Here is a 13,127-nt window from a genome sequence, read left to right as displayed (position 1 = left end):
GGCCCTTGCCCCACCGCGGGTCCCCACGGTATTCCGATCACGGAACCGAAGACCGTGGGGAGATCGCATGAACGTGTCCGACAAGTACCGCAGCAATTGGGAGAGTTACTGGCGGGAGACCGCGGACGGCCGGGGCGAGGCGATATGGGACGCCGACCCCGCCCTGAGCGCCGTACCGCACAGCGAACTGCTGTTGCCCTACGCGGACGCGGACCGCGCGATCGTCGACCTCGGCTGCGGCAACGGCACCCAGACCCGTTACCTGGCCACCCGGTTCGCCCGCGCCGTCGGCGTCGACCTCTCGCACGCGGCCGTCGAGCACGCCCGCCGGGCCGCGAACGGCGACCCGGTCGAGTTCCAGCAGCTCGACCTCACCGACACCGACGCCGTGCACGCCCTGCACGAGCGGCTCGGCGACGCCCACGTCTACATGCGGGCCGTCATCCACCAGAGCGAACCCGAGGCGCGCCCCGCGGTGGCCGCCGCCGTCGCCCGGATCATCGGCACCCACGGCCGGGCCTTCGTGGTCGAGCTGACCTCCGGCGCCCGGGACGTCCTGCGGCGCGCCGCGTCCGAGCCGGGCGGCCCGGGGCCCAAGCTCCAGCGCGTCTTCCACCACGGGCTGAAGCCCGCCGACGCCTCCGACGAGGAGATCCCGCGCCTGCTCGGCGAGGCCGGCCTCACCGTCCTGGCCGACGGCGAGACGGTCCTGCCGCAGACCGAGCACCTCGGGGACGGCACCCGTATCGACCTGCCGGCCCACTGGTTCGTCCTCGCGGGGGCCTGACCCGTCCGCCGCCGGAACGGGCGCCGCCGGGGTCGTGGCCTGTCCGCCACTCGGCGCGTAACGTGACGCAGCATGAAGATCCTCATCAGTGCCGACATGGAGGGTGCCACGGGCGTCACGTGGCCCGGCGACGTACTGCCGGGGACGCCGCAGTGGGAGCGCTGCCGGTCCCTGTTCACCTCGGACGTGAACGCCGCCGCCGAGGGCTTCTTCGACGGCGGGGCGGAGCGCGTACTGGTCAACGAGGCCCACTGGTCCATGCGCAACCTGCTCCTGGAGCGGCTCGACGAGCGCGTGGAGATGATCACCGGCCGGCACAAGACGCTGTCCATGGTCGAGGGCGTCCAGCACGGCGACGTCGACGGGATCGCGTTCGTCGGCTACCACACCGGCGCCGGCATGGAGGGCGTCCTCGCCCACACCTATCTCGCCAACCAGATCACGGGGGTCTGGCTGAACGACGTCCGCGCCAGTGAGGGTCTGCTCAACGCGCACGTCGTCGCCGAGTACGGCGTCCCCGTCGTCCTCTTCACCGGTGACGACCTGGCCTGCGAGGACGCCCTCGGCTACGCCCCCGAGGCACCGAAGGTCGCCGTCAAGGACCATGTGTCGCGGTACGCGGCGGTGTGCCGGACCCCGGGCCGTACCGCGGCCGACATCCGTGCGGCGGCCAAGCAGGCCGCGGCGCTGGCGGTCCGTCACGAACCGGTGGCGGCCGGTCCGTTCACGGTCGCCGTCGAGTTCGACGCCGAACACCTGGCCCTGTCCGCCACCGTCGTCCCCGGGGTGGCGCGGATCGGTGAGCGGAAGGTGGCGTACACGAGCGCCACGATGTACGAGGGGATCAGGACGTTCAAGGCGGTCACCACGATCGTCTCTGCCGCCGTGGAGGAGCAGTATGGCTGACCAGCTGGCCCTGGACGAGGTGGTGGAGTTCACCTCCGGCCTGATCCGCATCGACACCGCCAACCGGGGCGGTGGCGACTGCCGGGAGCGGCCCGCCGCCGAGTACGCGGCTGAACGCCTGGCCCGGGCGGGCCTGGAGCCCCTGCTGCTGGAGCGGACCCAGGGCCGCACCAACGTGGTGGCCCGGATCGCGGGCACCGACCCGTCCGCCGACGCCCTGCTGGTCCACGGCCACCTCGACGTGGTGCCGGCCGAGGCCGCCGACTGGCGTGTGCACCCGTTCTCCGGCGAGGTCCGGGACGGCGTGGTGTGGGGCCGCGGCGCCGTCGACATGAAGAACATGGACGCGATGATCCTCGCGGTCGTCAGGTCCTGGGCCCGGCAGGGCGTGGCGCCCCGCCGCGACCTCGTCATCGCGTTCACCGCGGACGAGGAGGCCAGCGCCGAGGACGGCTCCGGATTCCTCGCCGACCGGCACCCCGAACTCTTCGAGGGCTGCACCGAGGCCATCGGCGAGTCCGGCGCCTTCACCTTCCACGACGGCTCCGGCCGCGAGATCTACCCGATCGCGGCCGGGGAGCGGGGCACCGCCTGGCTGAAGCTCACCGCGCGCGGCCGGGCCGGGCACGGCTCCAAGGTGAACCTGGAGAACGCGGTGACCCGTCTCGCCGCCGCCGTCACCCGCATCGGCGAGCACGCGTGGCCGCTCCGGCTCACCCCGACCGTCCGGGCCGCTCTCGACGCCCTCGCCGTCCTGTACGGCATCGAGCCCGGCTCCGCCGACGTGGACACCCTGCTGGAGAAGCTGGGCCCGGCCGCCCGGCTGGTCGAGGCGACCGTCCGCAACAGCGCCAACCCGACCATGCTGGAAGCCGGTTACAAGGTCAACGTGGTACCCGGCGAGGCGGTCGCGTATGTGGACGGGCGCTTCCTGGCGGGCACCGAGGAGGAGTTCGCCGCCACGCTGGACAAGCTGACCGGGCCGGACGTGCACTGGGAGTACGCGCACAAGGAAGTGGCCCTGGAGGCGCCGGTGGACGCCCCGCTGTTCGGCAGGATGCGGGCGGCGGTGGAGGAGTTCGCGCCCGGCGGGCATGTGGTGCCGTACTGCATGTCGGGCGGCACGGACGCCAAGCAGTTCTCCCGGCTCGGCATCACCGGCTACGGTTTCTCACCGTTGAAGCTGCCCGCGGACCTCGACTACCAGGCGCTGTTCCACGGGGTGGACGAGCGGGTGCCCGTGGAGGCGCTGCACTTCGGGGTCCGCGTCCTGGACCGCTTCCTGCGCACGGCCTAGACAGTGGGGGAGAGATGCTGAGAGCGCCGTACGGATCGTGGCCGTCGCCCATCGACGCCGCGCTCGCCGCCGCGCACGACGGCCGCCCGGACTGGGTGGGCTTCGTCGGCGACGAGATCTGGTGGACCGAGCCCCGGCCGGCCGAGGGCGGCCGGCAGGCCCTGGTGCGGCGGCGGTCCGACGGCGCCGAGGAGTCGGTGCTGCCCGCGCCCTGGAACGTGCGCAGCAGGGTCATCGAGTACGGCGGCCGGCCCTGGACCGGGGTGCTCCACGACGGCCGGCCCCTCATCGTCTTCGCGAACTACGCCGACCAGCGGCTCTACCGGTACGAACCCGGCGGCGAACCCCGGCCGCTCACCCCGGTGTCACCGGCGGGCGGCGGGCTGCGCTGGGCGGAGCCCCGGGTGGACCTCGCCCGCGGTGAGGTGTGGTGCGTGCTGGAGGAGTTCACCGGGGACGGCCCCGACGACGTGCGCAGGCTCCTGGCCGCCGTGCCGCTGGACGGTTCGGCCGCCGACGACCGGGACGCCGTACGGGAACTCGTCGCGCCCCGGCACCGGTTCGTCACCGGCGCCCGGCTGTCGCCCGACGGCCGCCGGGCCGCCTGGCTGGGCTGGGACCATCCGCGGATGCCCTGGGACGGGACCGAGCTGCTGGTCGCCGACATCGGCGACGACGGCCGGCCGACGGGCGTCCGGACGGTCGCCGGCGGACCGGACGAGGCCGTCGCCCAGGCCGAGTGGGCGGCGGACGGCAGCCTGCTGTACGCGAGCGACCGCAGCGGCTGGTGGAACCTCTACCGCGACGGCACCCCGCTGTGCCCGCGCGAGGAGGAGTTCGGCGGGCCCCTGTGGAAGCTGGGCCTGCGCTGGTTCGCGCCGCTGGACAACGGACTGCTCGCGGTCGTGCACGGCCGGGGGCCGGCCGTGCTCGGCATACTCGACCCGGAGTCCGGCGAGATCGTCGACGCCGCCGGCCCGTGGACGGAATGCGGCGCCACCCTCGCGGCGCACGGCGCACGCGTCGTCGCCGTCGGCGCCAGCCCCCGCACCGCGTACGAAGTGGTCGAACTGGACACCGCGACGGGCCGGGCCCGGGTGATCGGCGCCCGCCACCAGGACCCCGTCGACCCCGCCTACTACCCGGAGCCGCAGATGCGCACCTTCTGCGGCCCGGACGGCCGCGAGGTGCACGCCCACGTCTATCCGCCGCACCACCCCGGACGCGCCGCGCCCGACGGCGAGCTGCCGCCGTACGTGATCTGGGCGCACGGCGGCCCCACCAGCCGGGTGCCGCTCGTACTGGACCTGGCCATCGCCTACTTCACCTCGCGGGGCATCGGGGTCGCCGAGGTGAACTACGGCGGCTCCACCGGATACGGCCGGGCCTACCGCGAGCGGCTGCGCGAGCAGTGGGGCGTGGTCGACGTCGAGGACTGCGCGGCCGTCGCCCGTGCCCTCGCCGACGAGGGCACCGCCGACCCCGACCGGCTGGCCATCCGCGGCGGCAGCGCGGGCGGCTGGACCACCGCCGCCTCCCTGACCACGACCGACGTCTACGCCTGCGGCACCATCGTCTACCCGGTGCTCGACCTCGCCAGCTGGGGCCCGGGGGAGACCCACGACTTCGAGTCCCGCTACCTGGAGTCGCTGATCGGCCCGCTCGCCGAGGTGCCGGCCCGGTACGCCGAGCGCTCCCCGACCGCGCACGCCGACCGGCTCACCGTGCCCTTCCTGCTGCTCCAGGGCCTGGACGACGTCATCTGCCCGCCCGCCCAGTGCGAACGCTTCCTCGCCCGGATCGCGGGCCGGGGCGTGCCACACGCCTACCTCACGTTCGAGGGCGAGGGCCACGGGTTCCGGCGCGCCGAGACCATGGTGCGCGCCCTGGAGGCCGAACTGTCGCTGTACACCCAGGTGTTCGGACTGGAGCCGACACCGCGCACCCCGAAGGTGGAACTGACCCCGTGAAGGAACTCGTACGGCCGCACCGGCTGGCGCCCGGCGCCCGGGTGGCCGTCGTCGCCCCCAGCGGGCCGGTGCCCGAGGAGCGGCTGCAGGCGGGACTCGACGTGCTGCGCGGCTGGGACCTCGACCCGGTGGTGGGGGCCCATGTCCTGAACCGGCACCCCGACTTCGGCTACCTGGCCGGCACGGACGCCGACCGGGCCGCCGACTTCCAGCGCGCCTGGTGCGACCCCGCCGTGGACGCGGTGCTCTGCGCCCGCGGCGGCTACGGCGTGCAGCGCATGGCCGACCTGCTCGACTGGGACGCGCTGCGCGCGGCCGGGCCCAAGGTCTTCGTCGGCTTCAGCGACATCACCGCCCTGCACGAGGCCTTCGCCACCCGCCTCGGACTCGCCACCCTGCACGGGCCGATGGCGGCCGGCATCGACTTCGTCAAGAACACCCGGGCCCAGGAGCACCTGCGGGCCACGCTCTTCGCCCCCGAGACCGTGCGCACCGTCGCCACCGGCGGCACGGCCCTGGTGCCCGGCCGGGCCCGGGGCGTCACCCTCGGCGGCTGTCTGTGCCTGCTCGCCGCGGAACGCGGCACCCCGCACGCCCGGCCCTCGGCGCGCGGCGGACTGCTCTGTCTGGAGGACGTGGGCGAGGAGACGTACCGGCTGGACCGGTACCTCACCCAACTCCTGCGCTCCGGCTGGCTCGACGGGGTGAGCGGGGTGCTCCTCGGCTCCTGGGAGGACTGCGCGGACTACGCCGGACTGCGGCCCCTGCTGGCCGACCGGCTCGGCGGACTCGGGGTGCCGGTCGCGGAGAACGTCGGGTTCGGGCACTGCGAAGGGGCCCTGACGATCCCGTTCGGACTGGCCGCCGAACTCGACACGGACGCGGGCACACTGACGCTGGACGAGCCGGCCCTGCGCTGACGTTCCACCCCGCGGCGGCTCATCCGGCGGCGCCGCGGGCGGGCACGCCGTAGGCTGGCCGGATGCCGCACCCTCCGTCCGGCCGGCTCGCCACCGGCCCCCGCGTCGCCATCCGCCCCTTCACCCTCGAAGACGGCCCCGAGTTTACCGCGCGAGCCGGGGAGAGCCGGGACCTGCACCGGCCGTGGCTCTTCCCGCCCGACAGCGACAAGGCGTACGCCGACTACGCCGGCTCGCTGATCGAGGATCCGGCCCGGGCCGGTTTCCTGGTGTGCGAGAAGGACGGCGGGGCCATCGCCGGCTTCATCAACATCAACAACATCGTGCGGGGCGGCTTCCAGAGCGGCGCCCTCGGCTACGGCGCCTTCGCGCACGCGGCCGGACGGGGCCTGATGCGCGAAGGCCTGGAGCTGGTGATCGGGTACGCCTTCGGGCCGCTCGGCCTGCACCGGCTGGAGATCAACGCCCAGCCCGGCAACGCCGCCTCCGTCGCCCTCGCCCGCGGGGCCGGCTTCCGCCGGGAGGGCTTCTCCCCGAAAATGATCTTCGTTGACGGTGCCTGGCGCGACCACGAACGCTGGGCACTGACCGCCGAGATGCGGTCCGGCCACTGATCCTCACCCTCCCGGGAGAACCGCGTGCGCGAACTCGTCGTCCTCGACGCCCCCTCCAACCTGGGCCTGCGCCCACCCGCCCCCGGCACCGTGCCGGGCTGCTACAAGCTCGCCGGAGCCCTGCGGGAGCAGGGGATCCTGCGGCGGCTCGGCGCACGGGAGGGCGGGGTGGTCGTGCCGCCGCGCTACGACCGCGGTGACTGGCGGGAGGGTGACGGAGTCTTCAACGCCGCCGCCCTCGCCGCGTACACCGTCAGGCTCGCCGACCGCATCGAGGGCCATGTGCGGGCCGGGGACTTCCCCGTGGTCCTCGGCGGGGACTGCTCCATCCAGCTCGGCGCCTCGCTCGCGCTGCGCCGCCTCGGCCGGTACGGGCTGGCCGCCGTCGACGCCTCGCACGACTTCCGGCACCCGGGCAACTCCGACCGGATCGGCGCGGCGGGCGGCGAGGAGGTCGCCCTCGCCACCGGGCGGGGCCAGGAGGACCTGACGAACCTGGAGGGGCTCAGGCCCTACCTCAGGGACGAGGATGTGCGGTTCCTCGGGATACGCGACGAGTTCACGGAGGACCTGGCCGAACTCGCCGCGCTGAAGATGCCCGTCACCACCGTGGGCGACCTCCGCGAGCGGGGCGCCGGCGCCGTCGCCCGGGCCACCCTGGAGACCCTCTCGGCGCCGCACCTCGACGGCTTCTGGGTCCACCTGGACGCCGACGTCCTCGACCCCTCCGTGATGCCGGCCGTCGACAGCCCCGACCCGGGCGGCCTGCTGCCCGGTGAACTCGTGCCCCTGCTGCGCCCGTTGCTGGCCTCACCGCGCTGCGTCGGCTTCAACGTCACCATCTACGACCCCGACCTCGACCCCGACGGCACGGCGGGCGCGCTCCTGGCCGGCCTGGTCGTGGACGCCTTTGCGCAATCCTGACCGGCAGCTCCCCTGGCCGAGTCCCGCGTCGCCGGGTTCCATGGTCATCGTGACTAGGATCCGACGTGAGGTGCTGACGCTCCCGGCCGCGGAGCTGGGACCCGACAACCCGCTGCCCGCACTGCGCCCGCTCGACGAGGTCCATCGCATCGACGGCCGGGAACGGACGGACCTGCCCGCGGACATGGCCCGGCAACTCGGCCACGAGCCGCTGCGCAGCCTGCTGCCGGCACGCGTCCGGGACGGGTACGGCAGAACCCGCGCGCCCCGCGCCCTCGACGCGCTGGTGATCGAGAACGACCGGCTGCGCGCCACCGTCCTGCCGGGTCTGGGCGGCCGGATCGTCTCCCTGGTCCACCTGCCCACGGGACGCGAACTCCTCTACCGAAACCCGGTGTTCCAGCCGGCCGACTTCGCCCTCAACGGCGCCTGGTACTCCGGTGGCATCGAATGGAACATCGGCGCCACCGGCCACACCACCCTCTCCTGCGAGCCCCTGCACGCCGCGCGCGTCCCCGCCCCGGACGGGGGAGAGATGCTGCGGCTGTGGGAGTGGGAGAGGCTGCGCGACCTGCCCTTCCAGGTCGACCTGTGGCTGCCGGAGGGCTCCGGCTTCCTCTACGCCGGGGTACGGATCCGCAACCCGCACGAGCGGCCCGCGCCCGTCTACTGGTGGTCCAACATCGCCGTGCCCGAGGACCGCCGCGTCCTGGTCCCGGCCGAGGAGGCCTGGCACTTCGGCTATGAACGCCGGCTGAGCCGGGTGCCCGTCCCGTCGTACGACGGCATCGACCGCACCTACCCGCTCAACAGCCGTTACGCCGCCGACTACTTCTACGAGGTGCCCGACGGCCGCCGCCGCTGGATCGCCGCGCTGGACGCCGACGGGCACGGGCTGGTCCAGACCTCCACCGACGTGCTGCGCGGCCGCAAGCTCTTCGTGTGGGGCAGCGGCCCCGGCGGCCGGCGCTGGCAGCAGTGGCTGACCGCACCCGGTACCGGCGGCTACTGCGAGATCCAGGCCGGGCTCGCCCGCACCCAGCTCGAACACGTCCCGCTGCCGGCCCAGAGCGAGGTGTCCTGGCTGGAGGCGTACGGTCCGCTGGACACGCCCTCCACCGGCGAGTGGACGGACGTCGTCGGGGCGGCGGAGCAGCGGCTGGCGGCCGCCCTGCCCCGCGCCCGCGTGGACGAGGCCTACGCGGCCTGGAAGCCGTACGCCGACACCGAGCCCGGGACGGCGCTCGCCGCCGGCTCCGGCTGGGGAGCCCTCGAAGTGCTGCGCACGGGTCTCGAACTGCCCGGTACGCCGTTCCCCGAGTCCACCCTCGGCGCCGCGCAGGAGCCCTGGCGGCAACTGCTGCGCACCGGGGTCCTGCCGGAACCGCGGCCGGGCCGGCCGCCCGGCCCGACGCCGGTCTCCCCGCCCTGGCGGGACCTGCTGGAGACCGCCCCCGCCACGGCGCACACCGAGTACCACCTCGGCGTCGCCCAGTGGCACGCGGGCGACCGCGCCCAGGCCGTCCGCAGCTGGGAACGCGCGCTGCGCCGGGCGCCCGAGCCCTGGCCGCCGCTGCGCTGCCTGGCCGTCGCGGACCAGGAGGCCGGCCACCATGAGCGGGCCGCCGAGCGGTACGCGGACGCCTTCCGCGATCTGTGCCGGGACGGGCACGACGACGACGGCACCCGGACGGCCGCCGTGGCCGCGCTCGGCCGGGAGACCCTCGAAGCGCTGCTCCGGGTCCGGCGGACCGCTCAGGCGCGCTCGGTGTGGGAGCGGCTGCCCGCCGCCGTCCGCCTGCGGGGCCGCTTCCGGCTGCTCCTCGCCGAGCTGCTGCTCGCCGAGGGCCGGCGCGCCGAGGCGCGGGCCGTCTTCGACGCCGGCTTCGAGGTCGCCGACCTGCGGGAGGGCGCCGAAGACGTGGGCCGGCTGTGGAACCGCCTCACCGACGAGCCGCTGCCCGCCCGCTACGACTTCCGGATGCGGCCGGACACCGGCTGAGCGGGCTCAGCCGCCGCGCTGGTCCACGTACTCGAAGACCGACCCGTCCGGGTGCACCGCCAGCAGATTGCGGCCCGCCGGCGTCGGCACCGGCCCGGCGACGACCCGGGCCCCCAGCTCGGTGAGCAGCCGGTGGGCCTCGTCCACGTCCTTGACGGCGATCGTCGCGGCCACCTTGCGCAGGATCTCCAGCTCCTCCTCCGGGCCGCTCATCAGCAGGAAGGAGCCGACCGCGGCGACCTCCACGCCGCCGCGCCGGAAACGCAGCGCTCTGCCGCCTGACAGACGCTCGTAGAACGGGATCGCGGCTTCGAGGTCGTCGACGCAGATGCGCAGCGAGGCGCCCAGAATCTCCATGCGACCGAGCCTAGTTGGGGCCGCCCGCGGGGCGCAGCGTCCTCGCGTTACCCGCCGTGACGGGCGGGTACCCGCACGGTATGAACGGTTCTGATCACCTGGAACATCTGGACAGGCACCTGGTCGAAGAGCTGGCTCAGGTGGCGCGCGAGACGGTGCGTGACGAACTGCGCGAGCAGTCCCGCAAGCAACGGCGCACCGCCATGCTGTACGCCGCGTCCGGCGCCGTCGCCCTGTACGCGGGCGCCGCGGTGGCCCTCGCCGTGGGCCTCGCCCTGGCGATCGGCCTGCCGGGCTGGGCCGCGGCCCTGATCACCGCGGCCGCCCTCGGGGCCGTGGCCTACCTGCTGCGCGGCATGGCCCACTCCGGGCACCACCGGCACGGACCGCACGAACCGCACCATGTCCTCGGCGGCACCGCCCCGGCAGCCCCGCCGAGCGGCCTCGGCACCCCCTACCCCCCGATGCCCTCCACCGCCCCGCCCCGCCCGGACACCCCTCCGGACATCCCCCACCACCGAGCCTGACAACTCCCGACCGCCGCCCGGCCCAGCCACCCCAGGAGCGCGGGGAACTGCGCGCCAAGCCACGACCCACCGGCCCCCACACACCGCCCCCCAATCACCCGGCGAGCCGCGGCAGCACCTTCGTGCGGTAGAAGTCGAAGAACCCCTGCTGATCCGGCCCGATCTGGTTCACGTACACCCGGTCGAACCCGGCGTCCGTGAACTCCCGCAGCGCCTCGGCATGCCGCTCCGCATCGTCCCCGCAGACGACCCGCTCCCGCACCATGTCCTCGGTGACCAGCTCCCGCAGCTGCTCGAAGTGCCGTGGCGAGGGCAGCACCTGCCCCATCTCACCGGGCAGCAGCTCGTTGTACCAGAGCCCGTGCACCGTACGGACGCACTCCTCGCGGTCCGTCCCGTAGCAGACCTTCGTTCCGCCGCTGACCGGCTTGGCCCCGCCCCCGCCCTTGCGGTACCGGGTCACCATCTCCTCCTCCGGCATCATCGTGATGTAGCCGTCGCCCACCCGCGCGGCCAGCGAGGTCGCCTTCGGGCCGAAGCCGGAGACGTCGATCGGGACGGGCTCGTCGGGGACGGTGTAGAGGCGGGCGTTCTCCACCGTGTAGTGGGTGCCCTGGTGGTTGACCTCCTCGCCGGTGAACAGCCGGCGCATCACCTGGATCGCCTCCTCCAGCATCTCCATCCGCACATGAGCCGGAGGCCAGCGGTCGCCGAGGATGTGCTCGTTGAGCGCCTCACCGGTGCCGACCCCGAGCCGGAAACGGCCCTCGGTCATCACCGACGCGGTCGCTGCGGCCTGCGCCACGACCGCCGGGTGCATCCGCACGGTCGGGCAGGTCACGGCCGTCTCGATGGGCAGCGAGACGGCCTCCGACAGCGCTCCGATGACCGACCACACGAACGGGCTCTGCCCCTGCGCGTCGTTCCACGGGTGATAGTGGTCGGAGATCCACAGCGCCTGGAAGCCGGCCTGCTCGGCCATCCGGGCCTGCTCGACGAGGGCCGCGGGGCCGTGTTCCTCGGCCGACAGGAAATAGCCGTACTCGGGCATGGGAAGACCTCCGCGCGGGCGTGATCGGGTGTGGTGGGATCCGGACCCGGCCCGGGTAACCGTGCGCGACCGGGCGAAACGCCGCCGCGGGAGGGCAGGACGGGGGCGGCGTTCGGGTGCTCGGACCGGCGTACGGGTGACCCGCCCGGCGTTTGGGTGCCCCCGCCCCGGTTACGCGGAAGGCCTCGGACGAGCCACACCGCCGGAGGCGCACCGTGAGCCGACCTCGTGTCGTGATCGTCGGCGCCGGTTTCGCCGGGTACCGGGCTGCCCGCACGCTGGCCCGCCTCACCCGGAACCGTGCCGAGATCACGTTGCTCAACCCGACCGACTACTTCCTGTATCTGCCGCTGCTGCCCCAGGTCGCCGCCGGCGTCCTGGAGGCCCGCCGGGTCACCGTGTCGCTGCCCGGCACGCTGCGCGGGGTGCGCCTGGTGCTCGGCGAGGCGGAGCACATCGGCCTGGACGGTCATACCGTCCACTACAGCGGCCCCGAAGGCGGCTCCGGCAGCCTCGGCTACGAGCGGCTGGTGCTGGCCGTCGGCAGTGTCAACAAGCTGCTGCCGATCCCCGGCGTCGCCGAGCACGCGCACGGCTTCCGCGGCCTGCCCGAGGCGCTGTACCTGCGCGACCACGTGACCCGGCAGGTGGAACTGGCCTCCGCCGAGGAGGACCCGGAGAGCTGCGCCGCCCGGTGCACCTTCGTGGTGGTCGGCGCCGGCTACACGGGGACCGAGGTGGCCGCGCAGCTGCAGATGCTCACCGACCGGCTGGCCCGCCGTCACCCGCTGCCGCGCGGCCTGCGCCCCCGCTGGATCCTGCTGGACGTGGCGCCGCGCGTGCTGCCGGAGTTGGACGAGCGGCTGTCCCGCACGGCCGACCGGGTGCTGAGGTCGCGCGGCGTCGAGGTGCGGATGGGCACGTCGGTGCGGGAGGCCACCCGGGGCGGGGTGCTGCTCACCGACGGGCGGTTCGTGGCGACCCGGACCCTGGTGTGGTGTGTGGGGGTACGGCCCGATCCGCTGGTGGAGGCCGTCAAACAGCCGTTGGAACGCGGGCGGCTGATCGTCGACCCGTACCTGCAACTGCCGGGCCGCGCCGAGGTCTTCGCCTGCGGGGACGCCGCCGCCGTGCCCGACCTGGAGAATCCGGGCAAGTTCACGCCCATGACGGCCCAGCACGCCTGGCGGCAGGGCCGGGTGGCCGGGGAGAACGCGGCCGCCTCGCTCGGCCTCGGCCGGCGCCGGCGCCCGTACCGCCACCGCGACCTCGGCTTCGCCGTCGACCTCGGCGGTGTCCAGGCCGCCGCGAACCCGTTCGGCGTGCCGCTGTCCGGCCCGGCGGCGGGCGCGGTCACCCGCGGCTACCACCTGGCCGCGCTGCCCGGCAACCGCGTCCGGGTCGCCGCCGACTGGCTGCTGGACGCCCTGCTCCCGCGCCAGGGCGTCCAGTTGGGCCTCGTACGGGCGTGGTCGGTCCCGCTGGACACGGCATCACCGGAGCTGGCGCGGGTACCGGGCGGCCCGGAGCGACCGCCCGCACCCGCAGGAGACGAACCCATGACACACGACGAGCACCGGAACCGGCGGACCGACGAGCCCGCGAAGAACCAGCCGGGCGGTGAGCCCGCGAAGAACCAGCCCGGCGGTGAGCCCGCGAAGAACCAGCCCGGCGGGGAGCCGGCGAAGGGCGGGCCGGACCACCCGGCCCCCGGTCCCGTCAAGCGCACCGACACCCCCGACGCCGCGGACACCCCCGACTGAGCGCCACCG

12 protein-coding genes are annotated in these 13,127 nt (G+C 74.4%); 10 read left to right on the top strand and 2 right to left on the bottom strand.

The window, feature by feature from the left end; translation table 11 throughout:
* Nucleotides 1-67 precede the first annotated feature (67 nt).
* The 8 genes from FHS34_RS25745 (at nt 68) to FHS34_RS25710 (ending at nt 9,420) form a co-directional block, all read left to right on the top strand.
* Nucleotides 68-787, top strand: coding sequence for a class I SAM-dependent methyltransferase (locus tag FHS34_RS25745; protein WP_184969494.1), 720 nt, complete (start codon nt 68-70; stop codon nt 785-787).
* 72 nt (nt 788-859) lie between these two features.
* Complete coding sequence (locus FHS34_RS25740) at nt 860-1,693, top strand: M55 family metallopeptidase (protein ID WP_184969492.1); 834 nt, start codon at nt 860-862, stop codon at nt 1,691-1,693.
* Nucleotides 1,686-2,990: a M20/M25/M40 family metallo-hydrolase gene (locus tag FHS34_RS25735; RefSeq protein WP_184969490.1), complete on the top strand. Its 1,305-nt coding sequence runs from the start codon at nt 1,686-1,688 to the stop codon at nt 2,988-2,990. The genes FHS34_RS25740 and FHS34_RS25735 overlap by 8 nt, the downstream gene beginning before the upstream one ends.
* 14 nt (nt 2,991-3,004) lie before the next feature.
* Complete coding sequence (locus tag FHS34_RS25730) at nt 3,005-4,960, top strand: S9 family peptidase (protein ID WP_184969489.1); 1,956 nt, start codon at nt 3,005-3,007, stop codon at nt 4,958-4,960.
* On the top strand, nt 4,957-5,880 hold the full coding sequence (locus FHS34_RS25725) for a S66 peptidase family protein (protein WP_184969486.1): 924 nt from the start codon (nt 4,957-4,959) through the stop codon (nt 5,878-5,880). Before FHS34_RS25730 ends, FHS34_RS25725 begins: the two co-directional genes overlap by 4 nt.
* 62 nt (nt 5,881-5,942) lie before the next feature.
* A complete protein-coding gene (locus tag FHS34_RS25720; protein ID WP_184969484.1) occupies nt 5,943-6,494 on the top strand; it encodes a GNAT family N-acetyltransferase in 552 nt (183 codons plus the stop codon).
* A 24-nt stretch (nt 6,495-6,518) separates the two neighbouring features.
* Nucleotides 6,519-7,418 (top strand): arginase family protein, encoded by a 900-nt coding sequence (locus FHS34_RS25715; RefSeq protein WP_184969482.1) that lies wholly within the window; start codon nt 6,519-6,521, stop codon nt 7,416-7,418.
* Between the two features lie 40 nt (nt 7,419-7,458).
* Nucleotides 7,459-9,420 carry a DUF5107 domain-containing protein gene (locus FHS34_RS25710; RefSeq protein ID WP_184969480.1) on the top strand — a complete coding sequence of 654 codons (1,962 nt, stop codon included), beginning with the start codon at nt 7,459-7,461 and terminating at the stop codon, nt 9,418-9,420.
* 6 nt (nt 9,421-9,426) lie between these two features.
* Here FHS34_RS25710 and FHS34_RS25705 read toward each other — a convergent pair whose 3' ends face one another.
* Nucleotides 9,427-9,777, bottom strand: a complete 351-nt coding sequence (locus FHS34_RS25705) for a VOC family protein (protein WP_184969478.1) — start codon at nt 9,775-9,777, stop codon at nt 9,427-9,429.
* Nucleotides 9,778-9,857: 80 nt separating this feature from the next.
* Between FHS34_RS25705 and FHS34_RS25700 the strand changes: the two genes are divergently transcribed.
* Entirely contained in the window at nt 9,858-10,304 is a 447-nt protein-coding gene (locus tag FHS34_RS25700; RefSeq protein ID WP_184969476.1) for a phage holin family protein, read from the top strand.
* Between the two features lie 94 nt (nt 10,305-10,398).
* On the opposite strand, the gene FHS34_RS25695 is transcribed toward FHS34_RS25700, so the two are convergent.
* Nucleotides 10,399-11,355, bottom strand: a complete 957-nt coding sequence (locus tag FHS34_RS25695; protein ID WP_184969474.1) for an LLM class F420-dependent oxidoreductase — start codon at nt 11,353-11,355, stop codon at nt 10,399-10,401.
* A 215-nt stretch (nt 11,356-11,570) separates the two neighbouring features.
* On the opposite strand from FHS34_RS25695, the gene FHS34_RS25690 reads away from it, so the two are divergent.
* Nucleotides 11,571-13,118, top strand: a complete 1,548-nt coding sequence (locus FHS34_RS25690) for an NAD(P)/FAD-dependent oxidoreductase (RefSeq protein WP_184969472.1) — start codon at nt 11,571-11,573, stop codon at nt 13,116-13,118.
* Nucleotides 13,119-13,127 lie beyond the last annotated feature (9 nt).

Source organism: Streptomyces echinatus, assembly GCF_014203595.1.
Taxonomy (GTDB): Bacteria; Actinomycetota; Actinomycetes; order Streptomycetales; family Streptomycetaceae; genus Streptomyces; species Streptomyces echinatus.
This window is presented reverse-complemented; position numbering and strand designations above follow the sequence as displayed.